Origin of the sequence: Paraflavitalea pollutisoli, from assembly GCF_029360705.1 — a bacterium.
In the GTDB taxonomy this organism is placed as follows: domain Bacteria; phylum Bacteroidota; class Bacteroidia; order Chitinophagales; family Chitinophagaceae; genus Paraflavitalea; species Paraflavitalea pollutisoli.
Map to the genome: position 1 here is coordinate 810,502 of NZ_JARKMX010000001.1, position 20,725 is coordinate 831,226.

Annotated in this window: 20 protein-coding genes and 1 riboswitch; of the genes, 13 read left to right on the plus strand and 7 right to left on the minus strand. The window is 50.1% G+C overall.

The genetic code is table 11. The features are described from left to right. Positions 1–9: 9 nt before the first annotated feature. Both P2W70_RS03375 and P2W70_RS03380 read right to left on the minus strand, forming a co-directional pair. A complete protein-coding gene (locus P2W70_RS03375; RefSeq protein ID WP_276480010.1) occupies positions 10–717 on the minus strand; it encodes a head GIN domain-containing protein in 708 nt (235 codons plus the stop codon). Between the two features lie 30 nt (positions 718–747). After that, a complete protein-coding gene (locus P2W70_RS03380; protein ID WP_276480011.1) occupies positions 748–1,467 on the minus strand; it encodes a head GIN domain-containing protein in 720 nt (239 codons plus the stop codon). A gap of 173 nt (positions 1,468–1,640) precedes the next feature. Beyond that, a riboswitch (TPP riboswitch) is annotated at positions 1,641–1,758 on the plus strand. A 66-nt stretch (positions 1,759–1,824) separates the two neighbouring features. On the opposite strand from P2W70_RS03380, the gene P2W70_RS03385 reads away from it, so the two are divergent. Continuing rightward, positions 1,825–4,260 (plus strand): TonB-dependent receptor, encoded by a 2,436-nt coding sequence (locus tag P2W70_RS03385; protein ID WP_276480012.1) that lies wholly within the window; start codon positions 1,825–1,827, stop codon positions 4,258–4,260. Between the two features lie 159 nt (positions 4,261–4,419). Then, complete coding sequence (locus P2W70_RS03390; RefSeq protein WP_276480013.1) at positions 4,420–5,634, plus strand: DUF6807 domain-containing protein; 1,215 nt, start codon at positions 4,420–4,422, stop codon at positions 5,632–5,634. Between the two features lie 98 nt (positions 5,635–5,732). On the opposite strand, the gene P2W70_RS03395 is transcribed toward P2W70_RS03390, so the two are convergent. Both P2W70_RS03395 and P2W70_RS03400 read right to left on the minus strand, forming a co-directional pair. Next, positions 5,733–6,338, minus strand: a complete 606-nt coding sequence (locus tag P2W70_RS03395; RefSeq protein ID WP_276480014.1) for a Crp/Fnr family transcriptional regulator — start codon at positions 6,336–6,338, stop codon at positions 5,733–5,735. 19 nt (positions 6,339–6,357) lie between these two features. Next, positions 6,358–6,957, minus strand: coding sequence for a Crp/Fnr family transcriptional regulator (locus P2W70_RS03400; protein ID WP_276480015.1), 600 nt, complete (start codon positions 6,955–6,957; stop codon positions 6,358–6,360). A 222-nt stretch (positions 6,958–7,179) separates the two neighbouring features. Between P2W70_RS03400 and P2W70_RS03405 the strand changes: the two genes are divergently transcribed. The 7 genes from P2W70_RS03405 to P2W70_RS03435 all read left to right on the plus strand — a co-directional run bounded on the left by P2W70_RS03405 (position 7,180) and on the right by P2W70_RS03435 (position 11,425). Then, a complete protein-coding gene (locus P2W70_RS03405; RefSeq protein WP_276480016.1) occupies positions 7,180–8,415 on the plus strand; it encodes an isocitrate dehydrogenase (NADP(+)) in 1,236 nt (411 codons plus the stop codon). A gap of 85 nt (positions 8,416–8,500) precedes the next feature. Beyond that, positions 8,501–8,908 (plus strand): hypothetical protein, encoded by a 408-nt coding sequence (locus P2W70_RS03410; RefSeq protein ID WP_276480017.1) that lies wholly within the window; start codon positions 8,501–8,503, stop codon positions 8,906–8,908. Continuing rightward, complete coding sequence (locus P2W70_RS03415; protein WP_276480018.1) at positions 8,905–9,075, plus strand: hypothetical protein; 171 nt, start codon at positions 8,905–8,907, stop codon at positions 9,073–9,075. The genes P2W70_RS03410 and P2W70_RS03415 overlap by 4 nt, the downstream gene beginning before the upstream one ends. A gap of 12 nt (positions 9,076–9,087) precedes the next feature. Further along, a complete protein-coding gene (locus tag P2W70_RS03420) occupies positions 9,088–9,627 on the plus strand; it encodes a phytanoyl-CoA dioxygenase family protein (RefSeq protein ID WP_276480019.1) in 540 nt (179 codons plus the stop codon). A 165-nt stretch (positions 9,628–9,792) separates the two neighbouring features. Beyond that, positions 9,793–10,227, plus strand: coding sequence for a hypothetical protein (locus P2W70_RS03425; protein ID WP_276480020.1), 435 nt, complete (start codon positions 9,793–9,795; stop codon positions 10,225–10,227). A gap of 30 nt (positions 10,228–10,257) precedes the next feature. Continuing rightward, on the plus strand, positions 10,258–10,530 hold the full coding sequence (locus P2W70_RS03430; RefSeq protein WP_276480021.1) for an acylphosphatase: 273 nt from the start codon (positions 10,258–10,260) through the stop codon (positions 10,528–10,530). Positions 10,531–10,672: 142 nt separating this feature from the next. After that, entirely contained in the window at positions 10,673–11,425 is a 753-nt protein-coding gene (locus tag P2W70_RS03435; RefSeq protein WP_276480022.1) for a 3-keto-disaccharide hydrolase, read from the plus strand. Positions 11,426–11,503: 78 nt separating this feature from the next. Here the strand turns inward: P2W70_RS03435 and P2W70_RS03440 are convergent, their stop codons facing one another. Beyond that, the gene (locus P2W70_RS03440) at positions 11,504–12,475 is read right to left on the minus strand and encodes an NAD-dependent epimerase/dehydratase family protein (protein ID WP_276480023.1); all 972 of its coding nucleotides are present in this window, start codon (positions 12,473–12,475) and stop codon (positions 11,504–11,506) included. Positions 12,476–12,943: 468 nt separating this feature from the next. Between P2W70_RS03440 and kdsA the strand changes: the two genes are divergently transcribed. Then, positions 12,944–13,765: a 3-deoxy-8-phosphooctulonate synthase gene (kdsA, locus tag P2W70_RS03445; RefSeq protein ID WP_276480024.1), complete on the plus strand. Its 822-nt coding sequence runs from the start codon at positions 12,944–12,946 to the stop codon at positions 13,763–13,765. Positions 13,766–14,242: 477 nt separating this feature from the next. Here kdsA and P2W70_RS03450 read toward each other — a convergent pair whose 3' ends face one another. Both P2W70_RS03450 and P2W70_RS03455 read right to left on the minus strand, forming a co-directional pair. Further along, positions 14,243–15,232, minus strand: a complete 990-nt coding sequence (locus P2W70_RS03450; protein WP_276480025.1) for a helix-turn-helix domain-containing protein — start codon at positions 15,230–15,232, stop codon at positions 14,243–14,245. Positions 15,233–15,326: 94 nt separating this feature from the next. Further along, entirely contained in the window at positions 15,327–15,548 is a 222-nt protein-coding gene (locus P2W70_RS03455; protein ID WP_119052007.1) for a PspC domain-containing protein, read from the minus strand. A gap of 170 nt (positions 15,549–15,718) precedes the next feature. On the opposite strand from P2W70_RS03455, the gene P2W70_RS03460 reads away from it, so the two are divergent. The 3 genes from P2W70_RS03460 (at position 15,719) to P2W70_RS03470 (ending at position 20,549) form a co-directional block, all read left to right on the plus strand. After that, entirely contained in the window at positions 15,719–17,986 is a 2,268-nt protein-coding gene (locus P2W70_RS03460; RefSeq protein ID WP_276480026.1) for an aconitate hydratase, read from the plus strand. A gap of 218 nt (positions 17,987–18,204) precedes the next feature. Then, entirely contained in the window at positions 18,205–19,317 is a 1,113-nt protein-coding gene (locus P2W70_RS03465) for a glycoside hydrolase family 18 protein (protein ID WP_276480027.1), read from the plus strand. Between the two features lie 125 nt (positions 19,318–19,442). Beyond that, on the plus strand, positions 19,443–20,549 hold the full coding sequence (locus tag P2W70_RS03470; protein ID WP_276480028.1) for a formylglycine-generating enzyme family protein: 1,107 nt from the start codon (positions 19,443–19,445) through the stop codon (positions 20,547–20,549). The last annotated feature ends 176 nt before the right edge of the window (positions 20,550–20,725 follow it).

The following is a 20,725-nucleotide window of genomic DNA, read 5'->3' on the forward strand; positions in this document are numbered from 1 at the left end:
AAAAACATACTAATTCTTGCGCACGCTGCTGGCTCCACTCGACTTCATGTCACGGATCACACCGTCGCCCTTGTAGTGAATGCTACTGGCGCCGGAGGCCCGCACATTCAACTCCTTGTTGATCGTTACCCGGATGTCTGATGCACCACTGGCGTCTGCATCGCATTTGTCGGCCACCAACTCAAAGCCTTTGAAATCGCTGGCACCGTTGGCATCGATCCGCAGCACATTTACTCTCCCGGTTACCGAGGCATCTGAAGCGCCGCTGAGCGTAATCTCCAGCGACTCTGCTTCAATCGTTCCCTTCAAGTCACTGGCGCCACCCATCGAGATATACAGGTCGCCCGCTTTGAGTGTACCGTTGATCACCACATCGCTGGCGCCAGTAGCCGTCAGTTTGTTGATGTTTTTGAACGCAACATATACTTTCAGCTTCTTATTGCCCTTCCACCATTTGCCGTCATCGTCATAGCTGATCTTCAGCACACCGTCTTCTACCACAGTCTTGATACGGTTACGGAATTCGGGAGTAATGGCACTCACTGCCAACGCTTCTTCATCCGATTGCGAGAGGTACACGTCGATAGCATGAGAGACGCGAATGGCGCTGAAACTTCCTATCTGGCGGGGTTCTGCATTTTCATCATTGATGATCTGCTTTTGTGCCAGCAAGGCCAGTGGCAATGTCATCAATAAGAACAATACTATCTTTTTCATCATTGCTGTATTTGTGGGTTGTACGCTTGACTATCCTTTTCTTACTGCACCGCCGCTGCCGGTCTTTACATTCCTGATCACGCCATTGCCTTTGTAGGTAACCGATCCACCACTGCTGGCTTCGGCCGACATTTCCTTGTTCATCGTGATCTGTATGCTTGCGCCGCTGCTTACGTCGGCACTACAATTATTAACGACGAGTTCGAATCCGTGAAATGCACTGCCGCTGCTGCCATCCACGCTCAGTGAATTGGCGGTACCGGAGATATTAACAACAGCTCCGCTGCTCTGATCCACTGATACACCGTCAAAAGTAACTGCGCCTCTGAACGTGCCGCCACTTGATACATCGAGGTCCAGTTTATCGCCTTTGATCGTGCCGTCTGTTACCACGCTGGCTCCAGATGCAATATCCAGGCCATCTACCTTATCGATCGATACATAGGCGACCGGATTCACTCCCTTCATGTTCTTGTACTTCCAAAATTTCAGGGTTTCCTGGTCATAGTAGATCTTCAGTACCCCATTCTCAACACGGGTCACGATCTTGTCACGGTATTCTTCTTTGGAAGCGCTGACGGCTACCGCCTCCGCTCCCTGCGTCAAATATACTTTGATACCATTAGACACCTTGATGGAATGGAAGCCGGATACCTTACGTACCTGGGCCAGCGGATCATTGATCTGCTTTTGGGCAAACAGTACCAGGGAGAAAAGAATGCTGACACCTAACAGTCCGATCTTTTTCATAATTAGCATTTTAAATATGGTCAGTAATTTTTGTTGAATGTTGCATCCGGCCTCGTTTTCCTGCCTGCCGGTGCGTGTAAAAGTGTGACGGCCATCGGCCCGGGAATGTTACAAATCTTTTAAAAAAGTTTTTTTGACACTATCTTTGCACTCTCTTTGGCCAAAGAGGTTTTTTCAGATTCCCGGGGTGCTTGACCCAGACTGCCGGCGGCAGGATGGCAAAGGCTGAGATTATACCCGTAGAACCTGACCAGGGTAATGCCTGCGCAGGGAAGGTAGGTCCTCTTCTATTGTCTACACTTCGCTTTCGCAGCATTTTCTCTTAAAATCATTTTTTCACTCAAAATCTTTCCGAAGATGAGAAAAATGCTTTTGGGGATTTGCTACTTATTGATTTCCCACGGGTTACTGGCTCAGCAGATTAAGGGCCACGTAACCGACGCATCCACCGGAGGCCCCGTAGCATCGGCCACCGTAGAGCTTTCCAACATTGCCACACTGGTCACCAACGAATCGGGCCAGTTTGCATTCAATCGCATCAGACAGGGCACGTACACCTTGCGTATTACCAGCATTGGCTACCAGGCCGTAGAAACCAAGGTGTCGCCCGGCAGTGAAAACATTGCCATTAAACTGCAAAAGCTCAATTTGTTCATGCAGCCGGTAGAGGTACGTGCTATCCGTGCCGGCGAAAAAGCCCCGTTTGCGAAATCCGATATCAGCAAAAAGGAGATCGAAAAGATCAACACCGGACAAGACCTGCCCATGTTGCTCAATCAGTTGCCATCGGCCGTGGTGAGTTCAGACGCCGGCAATGGGGTAGGGTATACAGGCGTAAGAATTCGTGGTACAGATGGTACCCGGATCAACGTTACCCTGAACGGTATCCCCTACAACGATGTGGAATCTCAAGGCAGCTTCTTCGTGAATATGCCCGATTTTACGTCCTCGGTCAACAACATCCAGGTACAACGTGGTGTGGGTACCTCCTCCAATGGTGCCGGTGCTTTCGGCGCCACCATCAACCTCAGCACCAATGAGGTTAATACCCGGGCCTACGCAGAGATCAACAACAGCTATGGTTCTTTCAATACCTGGAAGAATACCGTGAAAGTGGGCAGCGGATTGATTGCCGATCACTTCACCATCGACGCCCGGGTGTCGCGTATCAAGAGCGATGGCTTTGTAGACCGTGGCGCCAGCGACCTGAAGTCTTTTTACCTCAGCGGCGCTTACCTGGCACCCAAAACCTCCATCCGCGTGAACGTGTTCTCGGGTAAAGAGAAGACCTACCAATCGTGGAATGGGGTACCAGAGGCCAAGCTCAATAATGACCCCGTTAAACTGCTGGAGCATTATTACAACAACCTTGGTACTGCTTATTTCACTCCGCAGGATTCGCTCAACCTGTTCAATTCCGATCCGCGCAAGTACAATTATTTCACCTACAGTAACCAAACCGATAACTACCAGCAAGATCATTACCAGCTCTTCTTCAACCAGGAGCTGTCGACCAGGCTAACCTTCAATACCGCCTTCTGGCTCACCAAAGGGAAAGGGTATTATGAAGAATACAAACCCCAGGAGGAGTATGCCGACTACGGATTACCGAACTATAGCCCAGGTGGTGGCACCGCCATTAAGAAGACTGATATCATCCGCCAGTTATGGCTCGATAACAGTTTCTATGGGCAAATATTCTCTTTGCAGTATAAAGGCGTAGCAGACCAGTTGACCGTAGGTGGTGGCTGGAACCGCTACGATGGTAAACATTTCGGCGAGATCATTTGGGCGCAGGCAGGTGGTATCGACAACCGTTATCGCTGGTACAACCTGAAAGCCTATAAAACGGATGTGAACACTTACGCGAAATACCAACGGAAGCTGACACCCGAACTGGAAGTGTTTGCTGACCTGCAATACCGTCGGGTACTGTATAATATTGGTGGTTTCCGTAAGAACCCCACCTTGCAGGTGCGTAACACCTTCGACTTCTTCAACCCCAAACTGGGACTTACCTATGCCCGCGGAGGTTTCATGGCTTATGCTTCATACGCGCAGGGCAACAAAGAGCCTAACCGCGATGACTTCGAAGCGGGGATGGAAAGCCAGCCCAAAGCCGAGCAGCTCCATGATTTCGAAGCAGGCGTTTCGCAAAAAGGGGACTGGTATACGGTAAGTGGTAATTTTTACTATATGCTGTACAAAGACCAATTGGTGCAGACCGGTAAGATCAACGATGTGGGCGCCAATGCCCGTACAAATGTAGATGACAGCTACCGGATTGGTCTGGAGTTGCAGGGATCGGTTCGCCCTGCCCAGTGGTTGCAGATCGGTGCCAACCTAACCGTGAGTGGTAATCGTATCAAAGACTTCACCGAGTATTACGAAGACTATGACAATGGCGGCCAGAAGGCTTTTGCCCATGGCAATACCGATATCTCCTTTTCTCCCAACCTGATAGGCGGCGGTACGATCAGTGTACTGCCGGTGAAGGATCTGGAGATCGCTTTCCTGGAAAAATATGTAGGTCGTCAGTACCTCGATAATACCTCCAACAAGCAGCGCAGCATCAGCGCTTATTTTGTACAGGATGCCCGCGCTTCCTATACACTGCGCAATATCGTTGCCCGGGAGATTACCCTGACCGGCCAGGTCAACAACCTCTTCAACCGTAAGTATAGCGCCAGCGGTTATACGTTCAGTTATCAATATGGTTCGTTGATCACCGAAAACTATTACTTCCCACAAGCGGGCACCAACTTTATCATTGCCGTGAATGTGAAGCTGTAAGCCGTTTATACTTTTTAATTGGAACCTGCCACAGTTTAACTTCTGCTGAGAAGTAACTGTGGCATTTTTGTGTACATTTATAGCGGACCCTGTGCAGGGCCCGCCGAAGTGGCGGGCGTAGGCACAACCCAGCTAATCGATCATTAAAAAGCTATTCGGATGAAACGCACCGGCGTATTGTGCTTACTGTTCCTGGCCGTGGGCCAGTTGTTGACCGCCCAAACCAACCCCTTTACGATTGAAGTAAAAGCCGGTAAATATACCCGCTACCAGACACCGGTACAGGTAAACCTGCCCAAGCCACTCAAAGACGCTTCCCTCTTCACCTTGAAAAATACCAAGAGTGGTAAAACCGCCGTGGGGCAGCTGCTCGACAGTGTTACCCTGGTGTTCATATTACCCGATAGCATGGTGCCGGGGTCCTGGCAAACCTATACGGTGACCAGGCTGACCGGTACAGCGCCAAAGAATACGGTGACGGTGGCCCGCGAAAAGAATGGGTTGCAGGTCAATGTCAAAGCAAAACCCTTGTTCTTTTACCATACGGCCGAGGCGATGCCGCCAGGCGATACCCCGACCTATTACCGGCGTAGCGGGTTTATTCATCCGGTATACAGTCCGGGCGGGCAGGTACTGACGGATGATTTCCCGTCGGGCCATACGCACCAGCATGCCTTGTTCAATGCCTGGACCAAAACAACTTTCCGTAAGGAGTTTGTCGACTTCTGGAACCAGCATTCCAAAAAAGGTACGGTGGAGCATATTGAAGTAGACCGGGTGAAAGAAGGTCCCGTCGTGACCGAATTGCGGGTAAAGCTGCGCCATAAAAGTCTGCTGCATGGCGAAGTGTTGCGCGAAATGTGGATCGTGCGGGTGTATCCGTACAGCGACTATTACCTGTTTGACCTGATCTCGGAAGAGCGCAATGTGACAACCGATACGCTGTTCCTGGAGAAATACCACTATGGCGGATTCGGTTTCCGGGGTAGCAAGCATTGGAACGACCACGATAAAAAGAATTTTCAGCAATATTGGCATGTACTCACCAGTGAAGGGGCAAAGGATTCGGCGGCTAACCATACCCATGCCCGTTGGATCGATGCATCCGGGCTCATCAACGGTCAGGCAGCGGGTGTTACCGTATTCGACCACCCCGTCAACTTCCGGTATCCGCAGCCCGTACGGGTGCATCCCACCATGCCGTACTTTGTGTATTCGCCGGTGGTGGATGGCGCCTTTACGATCAATCCCGGTACCTGGTACCGCCAGCAGTATCGTTACTATATCCATCAGCAAATGCCAGACACGACAGCCATAGACCGGGTAGAAAAAGATTGGGTAGTACCGCCGGCAGTCACCGTGACCGGATTATAACCAACAAGCCAGGGCGCTATTATAGCGGCTTACATACAATATACGACACAGCCGGCGGTACTACCGCCGGCTGCATTGATTAAGCAGGTAGATGATCTTTATTTACGTCTGAGCAGGTGTTTAAGCCTGCTGAAAGTTTCGGGTTTGATGTTCAGGTAAGAGGCCAGTATCTTTTGCGGCACGCGCTGCAGCATGTGCGGGTGATTGGTGACATAGGCCAGAAAACGCTCGCGGGTGGTCATCTGCAGGTTCTCGAAATAGCGGATGTCTTTCTTTACGAACATTTGCGTGACAATGGTCCTGGCCAGCCTTTCCAGGGCAATGGATTGTTTAAGTACTTCCTGCAGGTTGTCGTACCGGATGGTGATCATGACAGTCGGCTCAACGGTCTCGAGGATGAGGTCCGACGGACGGCGGGTATGAAAAGACACTTCCGATTGTACGATATGGCCTTCTGTAGCCAATTGCAGGGTGGCTTCTCCTTTTTTGGTCTTGAAGTATTTTCTGACCATTCCCTTCATGACGATATTCAGGGTGTCTTCTACTTCCCCCTCTTTCAGGAGGGCAACTTTTTTGTCGAAGGCGCGTAATTCAAGGTAGGGGCATAGCAAATCGAAGTCTTGACGGCTTAGCTCCATAAAGCGCTGGAGATAAGCAAAGACATGTTCCAGATAGCTTTTAATATCCAACTTTCTCTCTCTCATGAAATGGGTTAGTTCTCGGTTAGTTCGAAGCAGCCGTCTCTGCCACCCTTTTGGACAGATGATGTTTTAAGCGGCTGAATGTTTCGGGTTTAATATTTAAATAGGACGCCAGGTACTTTTGCGGTACACGGCGAAACAGGTCGGTATTTTCCAGTACAAACCGTACAAACCGTTCTTTGGTGTCGTACCGTATCCTATCCAGCTCCCACATTTCTTTCTGGAGAAAGAGGTCGGTGATCAGTAATCGCCCGAGGGTTTCGATCCGGGGATACCGGTCATACAGGCTTTCCAGCTCCCGTTTATGGAGCGAAAGCAAAATCGAATGTTCGATTGTTTCAACAGCGTACGTGGAGGGTAGCCCGGTAAAGAAAGATACGGAGGAGCAGATCAGTTCGCCTTCGCGGCCCAGTTGGGTGATCACTTCCTGGCCACCTTTATAAAAGAACTTGCGCAACAATCCTTTGTTGATGAAATGGAGGTATTCTTCATTTTCGCCAGGTTCGATCAGTCGTACTTTTTTGTCATACGAACGCACTTCCATGGCCTTCGTGAGGGCAGCCAGCTCGTCCGGGGTGAGGGTGATGAAACGGCCGATATACTGTTGTAACATATTCAGCATGCTTGCAAGTTAAAGGTTATCAGATATTATAAACACCAACCGGCCCCACTTGCACCCTTTTCCTTGGAAAAATACGTGTATTTACGTAATGCCCCCAAACAGCCAGGCTTCCTGTACCTTCCTGCACCTTCCTGTGCCCTCCTGCCCGGCCAACTATGCTTTGTGTATTACCTTCATTTGCATTAGGTTTGCAAACCTTAACATAGCTTAAAAATTCAGCACATGGCACAAAAAATCAAAGTTGCAAATCCTGTAGTCGAGCTGGATGGTGACGAAATGACCCGCATCATCTGGAAATTCATTAAAGATAAACTCATCCTGCCGTACATAGATGTAGATATTAAATACTATGATCTGGGTGTCGAGTATCGTGATGCCACCAACGATCAGGTAACTGTTGACGCTGCCAATGCTATCAAGCAGTACGGTGTAGGTATCAAGTGTGCTACCATCACGCCTGACGAAGCACGCGTAAAAGAATTCAACCTGAAACAGATGTGGAAAAGCCCGAATGGTACCATCCGGAACATCCTGGACGGAACCGTTTTCCGCGAACCCATCGTGATCAATAATATCCCCCGCCTGGTCACCAACTGGACTGCTCCCATCATCGTTGGCCGTCACGCATTCGGCGACCAATACCGGGCTACCGACACCGTGATCAAAGGTAAGGGTAAATTAACCATGACCTTTACCCCCGAAGGTGGTGGTGAACCACAGACTTTCGAGGTGTTCAACTTCAAGGGCGACGGCGTTGCCATGAGCATGTACAATACCGATGAAAGCATCATCGGTTTTGCCCGCAGCTGTTTCAACATGGCCCTTGCCAAGAAATGGCCCCTGTACCTCAGCACCAAGAACACCATCCTGAAGAAATACGATGGTCGTTTCAAAGATATCTTCGAAGACATCTATCAAACTGAGTTCAAGACACAGTTCGAAGCAGCGGGTATCGTGTATGAGCACCGCCTGATCGACGACATGGTGGCTTCTGCCCTCAAATGGAACGGTAACTTCGTATGGGCTTGTAAGAACTACGACGGCGACGTACAAAGCGACACCGTAGCACAAGGATTTGGCTCACTGGGTCTGATGACCTCCGTACTGGTTACGCCCGACGGCAAAACCCTCGAAGCAGAAGCAGCGCACGGTACCGTTACCCGCCACTACCGCGACCACCAGGCCGGTAAGCCCACCAGCACCAACCCCATCGCGTCTATCTTTGCATGGACACGCGGCCTGGCCTTCCGTGGCAAGCTTGATGGCAACCAGGAATTGATCGACTTCTGTAATGCGATTGAAGCTGTATGTATCGAGACCGTGGAAAGCGGTAAGATGACCAAGGACCTGGCAGTATGTATCCATGGTAACAAGGTGAAGCACGGTGAGCACTTCCTGTATACAGAAGAGTTCCTCGACGCGATCGACCAGAACCTGAAGAAGAAAGTAGGAATTTAATTCCGCTTTTGAGCTATATAAGAAGGCGCTCCCGTAAAACGGAGCGCTTTTTTTGTATATTGACAGCCATTAAATCCCTGAAGGCATGAGCCCCAAACTGCGCATACTGATACCCTTGCTGATCATTACCGGTTTTGTACTATATACCTGGGCGTTGATCGTTTTGGAGGGATACCCACACAGTATGCAAAAAGACCTGGCACTGATCCTGTTGATTGTTTTGCACTATTTTTATTTTACCCGGCGTAATTGGTGCGTGGTGTTTACAGGCATCTACCTGTTGTTGCTCACCTTCAACCTGCTCTCTATTACTCCTGCTACGACCAGCCACTCCTTGGGTATTGGTCCGGTGGAGCACCGTGTCTATACACCTGCCATACAGTTTATTGGCCTGGGTATACTGGTGTTGTATGGAATTTTGAACTTCGATCAGTTGACTGAGATGTACCTTGATTATAAAGAAGCAAAGGCAAAAAAGAAGGAGGAGAAATGATGCAGCTCAATTACCCGATCATGCAACAATTTGAGCAGGATGGCTATGCCCTGGTTAACGATATCTATACCGAAGCCGAAGTGGCGGCCATCATCGATGCCATCGAAACTGCGGACCATTCCGGGCCTGTATTTCGTAAAACCAAAGACCTGTTTGCCATCCGGTAGTTTCTGAAGCAGGTGACGGGTGTTCACCCATACGTTTTCAATGACCGGCTCCGGGCGCTGATCGATCACCTCTTTGGTAAGGGCTATTTTGTTGTGAAATCCATTTACTTCGACAAGCCGCCACAGTCGAACTGGTTTGTGGCCTGGCACCAGGACCTGACCATCTCCGTGGGGGAGAAGGCAGATGTGCCGGGCTTTGGTCCCTGGACGGTGAAGCAGGAACAATACGCCGTACAGCCGCCATTAGAAATCCTGCAACAGAACTTCACCCTCCGCATACATCTCGACGATACCAATAGCGACAATGGTGCCCTGCGGGTAGTGCCTGGCTCGCATGCCAAAGGTGTTTATCGTCCCGAAACGATCGACTGGGCGGTAGAGCGCGAATACAGCTGTGAACTGCGGCGTGGGGGCGTAATGATCATGCGGCCGCTGTTACTACATGCCTCCAATCGTACGGTCAACGAGGCACGTCGCCGGGTGATACATATCGAATGCAGTAAGGCGACCTTGCCATCGCCGCTGCATTGGTCCGAAAAGCTGGTTTACTGAGTGATGGGCGCGGCTTCTGGCAGGCCGAAACGTTCCGTCCGTGTACATTACCTGCTGATATTGCCTGTTGCTTTTCATCCCCAATATGTCGTTTCGATGTCTAATGGCCTGATCCTGCGGATGGCAAAGAATTTGCCCTTCTAACCATAGTTTAAAACGAGAACTATGGAAAGCAGTATCTACGATTTCTTTGCCGCTTATGAACAACGTTTCAACGCTGCCCTCAAGGGAGATACGGATGTAGAAGGTACGGCCAGTGCCTTTGCGCCCTTTTTTGTAGAGGCCAGTCCGGCCGGCGTACATGGGGGCAGCAACGACTCGGAGTTTCGTAAAAAGATCCCACAGGGCATGGACTTCTATCGTTCCATCGGAACCTATTCGATGGAAGTGTTGTCGCAGGATGTCACCCAGCTCGATAACCTGCATTTTATGGTCAAGATCCACTGGAAGGCCACCTATAAAAACAAAGACAATTCAGACCTCGAGATTGAATTCGATGTGATCTATTTCCTGCAATTGCGGGAAGGTGAACTGAAGATATTTGCGTACATCACCGGTGATGAAGACAAGGTGATGCGCCAACATGGACTGATCAATTAGAAGCCAGCGCCGTTCTTCGTATCTTGCGTCATGATCCAGACAGTTACGATTGTAGTATCGGGAAAGGTGCAGGGTGTTTATTACCGCCAGAGCACACACGGCAAGGCACTTGAACTCGGCCTTACCGGCACTGTCAGGAACCAGGCAGATGGGAGCGTACTCATCTATGCTTCCGGACCTTCCTCCGCCGTGAATCAACTGGTTGCCTGGTGCAGGCAGGGACCTGCCCGCGCCGACGTGACCAGTGTACAGGTCGAAACGATCGAACCCATGGCCTTTATTGGATTTACCATTCTGCGTTAATGGCGTGTTGTGTACATCTACAGCAACTGCCGGGTCCCGATCCGGTCGATTTATGTTAACGGTGTCTCATCCTCCTGCATTACTATTGTCGATTCCCGACATTTCCCTATCTTGACCCCCTATTCCTAAAATATTTTGTACCATGACCCAACGATTAATGCTAACGGCTTGCTTGCTATCAGCAGCAGTGTTTGCACAGGCACAGAAGGTAAACCGCAATGGTGGCGATCCTAAATTATCAGAATACTGGGAGCCCGAAGTGAAAGTAGTGGCGCCCGGCAAAACAGCTTCCGATGCTCCGGCAGATGCAGTAGTGTTGTTCAATGGCACCGACGCCAGCGGCTGGGAAGCCAAGGGTGGTGGCCCCATCAAATGGAAAGTAGAGAACGGTGCTATGACCGTAGCAGCGGGCGCTGGTGAAATTCATACCAAACAAGGCTTTGGCGATTGCCAGTTACATATCGAATGGAGAACCCCTGAAGTCGTGAAAGGCGACGGACAGGGCAGGGGCAACAGCGGTATCTTCCTGATGGGTAAATACGAACTGCAGGTGCTCGACTCTTACAACAACAGAACGTATTCAAATGGCCAGGCTGGCAGTATCTACAAGCAATTGCCGCCCATGGTCAATGCCAGCCGCGGACCCGGTGAGTGGCAGACTTATGATGTTATCTTCACAGCTCCCGCGTTTTATCCCGATGGTAATGTAAAGACACAGGCCCGCATCACAGTCATCCACAACGGTGTGTTGGTGCAGAACAATATGAGCATCTGGGGTGCCACGCAATATATCGGTATCGCCAACTATGAAAAGCATGGTGATAAGGAGCCGATCATTCTGCAGGATCACGGCAATCCCGTGAGCTTCCGCAATATCTGGATCAGACCGCTCTAAGCGACAGCGTATATTATAAAAGAGAAAGGGTTAAAGCATGTGCTTTAACCCTTTCTCTTTATCAGGTGATTAGGTCAATTAGGATTTGATGCCTACGCCGCCCAATTCGATCTTCAGGTTTTCGAGCATGTCTTTGGTCATCTTCGCCAGGTCGAACTCTGGCTTCCAGCCCCAATCTTTGCTGGCAACGCTGTCATCGATACTGGCTGGCCAACCATCGGCGATGGCCTGGCGGTAATCGGGCTGATAATCCAGCTTGAAATCAGGAATGTGTTTCTTGATCTCTGCACCGATCTCTTTAGGAGAGAAGCTCATAGCCGACAAGTTGTAGGAATGGCGAATGCCGATCTTGGCGGCGGGGGCTTCCATCAGCTCGATGGTACCACGGATAGCATCCGGCATGTACATCATCGGCAGGTAAGTGTCTTCCTTCAGGAAGGCTGTATATTTCTTCTCTTCCAATGCTTCGTGGAAGATCTCCACCGCATAATCAGTGGTGCCGCCACCAGGAGCAGATTTGTAACTGATCAAGCCGGGGTAGCGGATGCTGCGTACGTCTACACCAAAGCGCTGGTGGTAGTAGTTGCACCAGAACTCGCCGGCATATTTGCTGATACCGTATACGGTAGCAGGCTCAATGATCGTTTGTTGGGGACAATTGTTTTTGGGAGAAGTAGGGCCGAATACCGCAATGCTGCTGGGCCAGTATACTTTATAGATCTTCTCTTCACGGGCAATATCCAATACGTTGAGCAAGCCTTGCATGTTGAGGTTCCAGGCAAGGTTGGGGTTCTTTTCGCCGGTTGCGGAAAGAATCGCTGCCAACAGGTAGATCTGGGTTACATTCTGGCGGATCACCTGTACGTGCAACATCTCTTTGTTCATAACATCGATGCTTACATAAGGTCCGGTGCCTTTCAATAATTCATTTTCCTCACGGAGGTCAGATGCGATCACATTGGCATTGCCATATATTTTGCGAAGGGCCAAGGTCAGTTCCACACCGATCTGCCCGGAAGCGCCAATAACGAGAATTCTTTCGCGGATCATAAATAGGGTTGCATTTTAATGGCAGCAAAAGAACGCAAAATTTTGATGGAAACAATAAAATACTGCGCAACGGAGCGCTCTGCTTGAGCCGTATTTACAATTGATTTACAGTTGCCTGCGTAAACTGATCCTGAACAGCGGTCTGGTTGGTTGTACTACCCGAACCTGGTAGGCAATTGACCGGTTTAGGGTGCTTGTTGGAGTGCAGCCGGATAGCCATAATAAAGCGCCTTGCTGGAGCCTCTCTTCCTCCTCCCTTGATAGGGGCATCCTGGGGTGATCTCAGGGTCATGGTAGGCTTAAAACCCAAGGAAAACCCTAGGATGACCCAAGGATGACCCTAGGATGACCCTAGGATGGAAGGTTCCATCCAGTAGGAAGAAGCGACCCATATTGGTCAAATTGACCGTCGCGGGGGGGGGAGGGGGTACATGCTGCCGGAACCCGGCACTTTCGTATCTTTGCGCCATGGAAAAAATGCTTAAAGACCTGTTTGCCAATCAACAGTACGACGAGAAGAACTTTTTTCTGATAGCTGGCCCCTGTGTAGTGGAGAGTGAGGAATTATTGATGGAAGTGGCTGATAAAGTGAGCGGTATCTGCAAAAAGCTGGGTATTCCCTATGTGTTTAAATCCTCCTACCGCAAGGCCAATCGCACCAGTGCCTCTTCCTTTACCGGACTGGGCGATGAAACAGCCCTGAAACTGCTGAAAAAGACCGGCGAAGCCTATAAACTGCCCGTGACTTCAGACGTACATGCTCATGACGAAACAGCCCTGGCTGCGAAATATATCGACATTCTCCAGATTCCCGCGTTTCTCTGCCGCCAAACGGATCTGTTGGTCGCAGCTGCCGAGACTGGTAAGATCGTCAACGTGAAGAAAGGACAGTTTGTAAGCGGTCCTTCGATGAAGTTTGCTGCCGAAAAGATCCGTAAAGCAGGTAACGATAAAGTGATCCTGACCGAGCGGGGTAATAGCTTTGGATACCAGGATATGGTGGTCGACTACCGCAACATTCCCTGGATGCAGGAGCACGGCGCGCCTGTGGTAATGGACTGTACCCATAGCCTGCAAACGCCCAATCAAACGTCTGGTGTTACCGGCGGCAATCCCCAATTGATCGGTACCATTGCCAAGGCGGCGATCGCTTCCGGTGCAGATGGTTTGTTTATCGAAACGCATCCCAACCCAGCCGTGGCGCTGAGCGATGGTGCGAACATGCTGAAACTGGACCGGTTAGAAGGCCTGCTGGAGCAGCTGGTGAAGTTGCGCAAAGCGGTGGTCTAAAACTGTAGTAAGGATACTATAATCGTTGAGGGGGCTCCCTTACGACTGCCTCGCTCATCTCCCGGATGAGCTGGCAGGAATACAAGCTATAAAAGAAAAAGCTACTCGTTGCGAGTAGCTTTTTTCTCATGTGAACATTTATAGCACTTTAAAAATTAGCCGCGAAAAAAGCTTCCACAGAGGAAGCTTTCAAAGAGTTTTCAAAGGTAAATCCGTGGTTTCAGTCAGATGAAAACAGACCAGCGGTGGTTTTATCATAGTTTCTGCCAGGATCAAAAACGGGACTTCAGCTCAAAACCTTTCGGTGGTCCTTCTTGTATACAAAACTATACCCGAATTACGGGTTTAGCTAACTGATATAGGCAGAACACACCCTACAAAGTATTTACTCAATCGTTTGCACGACATTTTATAAAAACGTTTGCAGTTGTTCCTGGTTTGAAACAGTTTGTTAAAGGGAAGTACGGAACCTTTCCATTATGACAATAACTGACTGGGCAATACACCAAATTCCTTCTTAAAAGCAATCGTAAAATTGCTCAGGTTGGCATAGCCTAATTCCATCGCCACTTCTTTCACCGAATACTTTCGGGTGAGCAGTTTATCCTGCGCGGCCTGCATGCGGGCTTTCTGATAATATTCATAGATCGGAAAACCATACATGGTCTTGAAGTCTTTTTTCAGCTTCGATTCGCTGATGGAGACCATCTTGGCCAGTTGCTGGATGGAGGGGGCGGGTTGAAAGATGTCTTTCGTCAGGATGCCTTCGATCTGCATAACGCGGTTGATGTCTTCCTGCGACAAGGGGATGCGGAACGCGGGGTTCTTCATCTTTTCGATCAGGTGCAGGAAGAAACGCTCGATCATCAGCATGATCCTGTTTTGGATCACCGTCAGCCGGAGCGGATTGTCTTCATCCGTATCGAGGATCGTGCGCATCCACTGGCGATACTTGCTGTCGAGCGGCTCGATGTTGAAGTTCTCCGCCTTGAGCGTGATGTAGGTGGACAAGACATCTTCGACGGTTTGAATGTCGAGGTACTTGGCCAGCCATTCCTTGTTGAGCATAACAGCGATGGAGTGATAAGTGCCACCCTGGGTGCCGAGGTACGACCAATCGAACAAGGAGCTGGTCAGGTAGGCAATCGATTTACTCGTGTTGTTCTCCTTTACCTTTTCATCGTCGATGGTGATCGTCAGGCTACCCGGGATCGACAGCTCATCAAACCGCAGCGTGTAAAACTCTTCGTGGTTACTTCGCTTTCGGTGGATCAACCAATCCTGGTTAAACTTACAATCTGTAATGCAGGCATGTAATCCATTGGGTAGGGGAAGGAATAGAAAACTTCCTTCGCCAACCTCTGCTGGAAAAGCCACCTGGTTGTTGTGTACCGGCATTCCTAATTGGCCGGACAGTTTGAGCAACAATTGCTCATAATTCGATGTGTTGTAATCAAATTGAAACAAAATACAAGCTTTACAAAGTGAATGAAGCGCAATACAATTCAATCACAGGATGAGCTGTTAAGTCGGTCGGTTGGATACAGAGAAAATGTACCTGCTATTGGTATTTCAATGGGTTACGGCGCACGGACAGGATGTACCGTTTGATGTTCATCCAAAAAGCCAGTACAAAATACACGATAAGGGGGGATCCCATGGTTAGGAAAGAAATGTAAACGAACCAGGTACGAATGCGTGAGGTGGCAATGCCCATGCGTTCACCGATTGCGGTGCATACACCGTAGGCCTGCCATTCTATGAAAAATCTCAAGCGATTCATACTACTAATTTATACATTTTCAAGCAATGTCCTAATCCCTGTTTATCCCTATTGATTTATTTTTTAGGTAAATTTGGTATCGGATTTTATGTGACTGGTACAATATGACGCGATTCGAGGAAAATGGGTTGTAAGCGTAGATCGTATAATTAAAATATAAAATATTTAACATGGTTTTTGATCTGGATCTAATCAAAAAGCTGTATGGTGCAATGCCTGCCCGCATTGCAGAAGGCCGTAAGTTGACTGGAAAGCCCCTGACCTTATCTGAGAAGATTTTATACGCCCACCTGTTTGAGCCCGCCAAAGCTGCTTATACCCGTGGAAAAGACTATGTTGACTTTGCACCGGACCGTGTTGCCATGCAGGATGCGACTGCGCAAATGGCCCTGTTGCAATTCATGACCTGTGGCCGTTCGCAGGTAGCCGTTCCGTCGACCGTACACTGTGATCACCTGATACAAGCCAAGACTGGTGCAGCTAAAGATTTGAAGACGGCATTGGATGTAAATAAAGAAGTATATGACTTTTTGGCCTCTATTTCCAATAAATACGGCATTGGTTTCTGGAAACCAGGTGCTGGCATTATTCACCAGGTTGTTTTAGAGAATTATGCCTTTCCTGGTGGTATGATGATCGGCACCGATTCACATACTCCAAATGCTGGGGGGCTGGGTATGGTGGCCATCGGTGTAGGCGGTGCGGATGCCGTAGATGTGATGGCTGGCCTGGCCTGGGAACTCAAGATGCCCAAGCTGATCGGTGTAAAATTGACCGGCAAGCTCAGTGGTTGGACGGCTGCCAAAGACGTGATCCTGCGCGTAGCCGGCATCCTGACAGTAAAGGGCGGTACCGGCGCTATTGTGGAGTATTTCGGCGAAGGTGCCGATAGCCTGAGTGCTACCGGTAAAGGAACCATTTGTAATATGGGTGCAGAGATTGGTGCTACCTGCTCGTTGTTTGCCTATGATACCAAAATGGCCGAATACCTGAAGGCCACAGGACGCGAAGAAGTAGCTTCCCTGGCCGACGGTATCCGCGAGCACCTGCGTCCCGATCCGGAAGTGTATGCCGATCCTGCTGCTTACTACGACCAGCTGATCGAGATCAACCTCGACGAGCTGGAGCCGCACGTAAACGGACCGTTTACGCCAGACCTGGCATGGCCCATCAGCAAATTTGCCGAGGCGGTAAAAGCCAACAACTGGCCCGAGCGGCTGGAAGTAGCCCTGATCGGATCTTGTACCAACTCTTCTTATGAAGATATCAGCCGTTCTGCCTCCCTGGCAAAACAGGCCATCGATAAAAAATTAAAGACCAAGGCAGAGTTCACCATCACGCCTGGCTCCGAAGTAGTACGGTATACCATCGAGAAAGATGGATTCCTGAAAACTTTCGACCAGATCGGTGGTGTGGTGCTCGCCAATGCCTGCGGTCCCTGTATCGGTCAATGGGCCCGTCACATCGACGACCCCAACCGTAAGAACTCGATCATCACTTCGTTCAATCGCAACTTTGCCAAGCGCAATGATGGTTTTGCTTCTACCCACGCTTTTGTGGCATCACCCGAACTGGTGACTGCCTTTGCGATCGCTGGCGACCTCACATTTAATCCGCTGCGTGACAAGCTGACCAATACGGAAGGCAAAGAGGTGATGCTCGACGAGCCTACGGGCATGGAGTTGCCTCCCAAGGGCTTCTCGGTAGATGATCCCGGTTACCAGGGTCCTGCAGCCGACGGTAGCAGTGTGCAGGTCATTGTGAAGCCCGATTCACAGCGTCTGCAATTGCTGGAACCCTTCACACCCTGGGAAGGTACCGATATCAAGGGCCTGAAGCTCCTGATCAAGGCGAAAGGAAAATGTACGACCGATCATATCTCGATGGCTGGCCCCTGGTTGAAATTCCGTGGTCACCTCGACAACATCAGCAACAACATGCTGATCGGCGCCGTGAATTATTTCAACGATAAGACCGATACGGTTAAGAACGAACTGACTGGCGAATACGGTCCTGTGCCTGCCACGCAGCGTGCTTACAAAGCAGCTGGTGTAGGTAGTGTGGTGGTAGGTGATGAGAACTATGGCGAGGGCAGCAGCCGGGAACATGCCGCAATGGAGCCCCGTCACCTGGGGGTGCGTGCCATCATCGTGCGCAGCTTTGCCCGTATTCACGAAACCAACCTGAAGAAACAGGGGATGCTGGCGTTGACGTTTGCCAACAAGGAAGATTATGATAAGATCCAGGAAGATGATATTTTCGATATCCTGGGTGTTACCAGCTTCACGCCCGGTACCCCTTTGACGCTGGTTGCCCACCACAAAGACGGCAGCCAGGATTCGATGGTGATGAACCATACGTACAATGAGCAGCAGATCGAATGGTTCAAGGCAGGTGGTGCCTTGAACGTGATCCGGAAGCAGTTTGCCGGCCAATAAGAAAATGCTGGTATGATATACCGCATCCCTCGCCATCGGCGGGGGATGTTCTTTTGGTGGCAGGTAACACGCAACCGGGGCGAGGGTTATTTTGGGAGCGTGAGAGTCATCACAGTAATTTTTGACGAAGGGTATTTGCGCCTTTCTATCGTGATTCTATGGGGAGATGACATTACAAACCGTTACGGGAGAGCACATATTTTTTGTAAATTCCCTGTATGATGCCATTACGCCTATACCAACTGCTTGTTTTGCTGCTGATCGTCTGCCAATGCCAGGCGCAGCCATCTGCTAATAGTACTGCCAGGCGCCCGCTGGCAGTGCTGGCCTATTACTCCGGCGATGCCACCGAGATCGATGCTTACAACGTGCAACAGCTCACGCACATCATATACAGCTTTTGCCATCTCGATGGTAATGAGCTGCTCGTTGGCAAGGGAGAGTCCATCATCCGTAAACTGGTATCACTCAAACAAAAGAATCCTTCACTGAAGATCCTGTTGTCGCTCGGTGGGTGGGGCGGCTGTAAAACCTGCTCGGATGTATTTGCTACCGCTGCTGGCAGGGACGCATTTTCAAGATCTGTAAAAGCGTGGACCGATAAGCTGGGAACGGATGGCATCGATCTCGACTGGGAGTATCCGGCCATCGAAGGGCATCCCGGTCATCCTTACAAGGTGGAAGACCGGGCCAATTTTACGGAGCTGGTCATTAGTCTGCGCAAGGCACTCGGCAAAAAACAGGAGATCAGTTTTGCGGCAGGAGGGTTTACTAAATTCCTCGAGGAGTCGATCGAGTGGAAGAAGGTGATGGCGGTGGTTGATCGGGTCAACATCATGAGTTATGACCTGATCAATGGTTATAGCACGGTTACCGGTCATCACCCGGGATTGTATTCAACAGCTGTGCAAAAGGAGTCGGCCGATAACGCGGTTCATTACCTGCTTGCTTTGGGTATACCTGCCAATAAATTGGTGATCGGTGCTGCGTTTTATGCCCGTGTGTTTGAGGGAGTGGATAGTGTGGGTCATGGGCTAAACAGGCCGGGTAAATTCAAGAGCTTTATCCCCTATAAGCATTTCTCTACCTCAATTACCCCTGAGCTGGGTTATACATTCTATTGGGATGATGTGGCCAAAGCTCCCTATGCCTACAATGCCGATAAAAAGTTATTCGCGACTTTCGACGATAGTCTTTCCCTCGACCTGAAAACCCGGTATGCGCTTGACAAAGGGCTTAATGGTATCATGTTCTGGGAACTTACCCTCGATAAACCGGAGCAAGGCTTGCTGCAGGCCATCGATATAGCCCGGCAACGCAAGCGTAAATGATGGCGGGCCTGTTTGTGGTCTATAACCTGGCTGTCGTCGCCCCGCCGGATAATTAGGCTATGGAAACCTCCTGACCATTGAAGTTGCCTGTTCTTAAAAACGACCGGAACCCTTAACTTGTGCCGATGAAAAAGGGCTTTCTGTACCTCCTCCTGTTGGCTGTTGCGTGTACTGATCCAGACAAGGTGGCGACTGTCGCTGAGCACAAAGACACGGCGATGTCGTGCGAAGCCAACTTGCCGGCAAGGTTCCCCACCGTGGGCGTCGACTCGCTCGCACCGCAGGGAGACAGTGTATCGCATGAAGGCATGGTATGGATACCCGCCACTACTTACGGCATGGGCGCCACTGACCCCGAGGGTAGGGCCGATGAATATCCACAACATACGGTGACTATCAGTGGCTTCTGGATGGATGCCACCGAAGTGACCAATGCCCAATTTGCCAGGTTCGTGGCCGCTACTGGTTATGTAACCACGGCTGAAAAGAAACCCGACTGGGAGGAAATGAAAAAACAGCTTCCTCCTGGTACCCCCAAGCCAAAGGAAGAGTTGCTGGTAGCTGCGTCATTGGTGTTTACGCCTCCTACACAGCCGGTACCGCTGGAAGACGCTTCGCAGTGGTGGGCCTGGAAAAAAGGAGCGAGCTGGCGACATCCACAGGGGGAGGGCAGCGATATCAAAGGCAAAGACAACTATCCCGTCGTTCATATCTCCTGGTATGATGCCAATGCGTATGCGCGGTGGGCAGGCAAGCGATTGCCTACCGAAGCGGAGTGGGAGCTGGCAGCGCGTGGCGGTCAGCAACAGGTTCTGTATCCCTGGGGTACGGAGGATGTAGAGAAAGGTAAGCCTAAAGCCAATACCTGGCAGGGTAGTTTCCCGGATAAGAACACCAATTGGGATCATTTCAACCTGCTGGCACCAGTGCGATCGTTTGCGGCTAATAAGTTTGGCCTTTTCGACATGGCGGGTAATGTATGGGAGTGGTGCAGCGACTGGTATGATGCCAACTGGTACAATACCCAAAAGAACATACAGTCTACCAATCCGCAAGGCCCATCGCAAAGCAATGATCCTATGGAGCCTGCTACCCCCAAGCGGGTAGTGCGTGGCGGATCCTTCCTTTGTAATGCCTCTTATTGCAAAGGATACCGGGTTACTTCCCGCATGAAAACCTCGCCCGATACGGGTTTGGAGCATACCGGATTTCGATGCGTAGCATCCAGATAATGTGTTTAGTAGTCAAACTAACATTCATTAGTGGTCGTATTTGTTAAAATCCCGATTAGTCTACCTTATGGGTAGAAAAAATTGTCTGTTTCCGCCTCAGACCTTATCTTTGTTTGGAGTCAACGATTATTTTTTCATGCTACACTCTTTCGCGATGCAATACAATATTACCTCCT

Excerpts from the sequence above, each read along its gene's own strand:
- P2W70_RS03375 (WP_276480010.1), bottom strand. The coding sequence starts at position 717 with ATGAAAAAGATAGTATTGTTCTTATTGATGACATTGCCACTGGCCTTG.
- P2W70_RS03380 (WP_276480011.1), bottom strand. The coding sequence starts at position 1,467 with ATGAAAAAGATCGGACTGTTAGGTGTCAGCATTCTTTTCTCCCTGGTA.
- P2W70_RS03385 (WP_276480012.1), top strand. The coding sequence starts at position 1,825 with ATGAGAAAAATGCTTTTGGGGATTTGCTACTTATTGATTTCCCACGGG.
- P2W70_RS03390 (WP_276480013.1), top strand. The coding sequence starts at position 4,420 with ATGAAACGCACCGGCGTATTGTGCTTACTGTTCCTGGCCGTGGGCCAG.
- P2W70_RS03395 (WP_276480014.1), bottom strand. The coding sequence starts at position 6,338 with ATGAGAGAGAGAAAGTTGGATATTAAAAGCTATCTGGAACATGTCTTT.
- P2W70_RS03400 (WP_276480015.1), bottom strand. The coding sequence starts at position 6,957 with ATGCTGAATATGTTACAACAGTATATCGGCCGTTTCATCACCCTCACC.
- P2W70_RS03405 (WP_276480016.1), top strand. The coding sequence starts at position 7,180 with ATGGCACAAAAAATCAAAGTTGCAAATCCTGTAGTCGAGCTGGATGGT.
- P2W70_RS03410 (WP_276480017.1), top strand. The coding sequence starts at position 8,501 with ATGAGCCCCAAACTGCGCATACTGATACCCTTGCTGATCATTACCGGT.
- P2W70_RS03415 (WP_276480018.1), top strand. The coding sequence starts at position 8,905 with ATGATGCAGCTCAATTACCCGATCATGCAACAATTTGAGCAGGATGGC.
- P2W70_RS03425 (WP_276480020.1), top strand. The coding sequence starts at position 9,793 with ATGGAAAGCAGTATCTACGATTTCTTTGCCGCTTATGAACAACGTTTC.
- P2W70_RS03430 (WP_276480021.1), top strand. The coding sequence starts at position 10,258 with ATGATCCAGACAGTTACGATTGTAGTATCGGGAAAGGTGCAGGGTGTT.
- P2W70_RS03435 (WP_276480022.1), top strand. The coding sequence starts at position 10,673 with ATGACCCAACGATTAATGCTAACGGCTTGCTTGCTATCAGCAGCAGTG.
- P2W70_RS03440 (WP_276480023.1), bottom strand. The coding sequence starts at position 12,475 with ATGATCCGCGAAAGAATTCTCGTTATTGGCGCTTCCGGGCAGATCGGT.
- kdsA (WP_276480024.1), top strand. The coding sequence starts at position 12,944 with ATGGAAAAAATGCTTAAAGACCTGTTTGCCAATCAACAGTACGACGAG.
- P2W70_RS03455 (WP_119052007.1), bottom strand. The coding sequence starts at position 15,548 with ATGAATCGCTTGAGATTTTTCATAGAATGGCAGGCCTACGGTGTATGC.
- P2W70_RS03460 (WP_276480026.1), top strand. The coding sequence starts at position 15,719 with ATGGTTTTTGATCTGGATCTAATCAAAAAGCTGTATGGTGCAATGCCT.
- P2W70_RS03465 (WP_276480027.1), top strand. The coding sequence starts at position 18,205 with ATGATGCCATTACGCCTATACCAACTGCTTGTTTTGCTGCTGATCGTC.
- P2W70_RS03470 (WP_276480028.1), top strand. The coding sequence starts at position 19,443 with ATGAAAAAGGGCTTTCTGTACCTCCTCCTGTTGGCTGTTGCGTGTACT.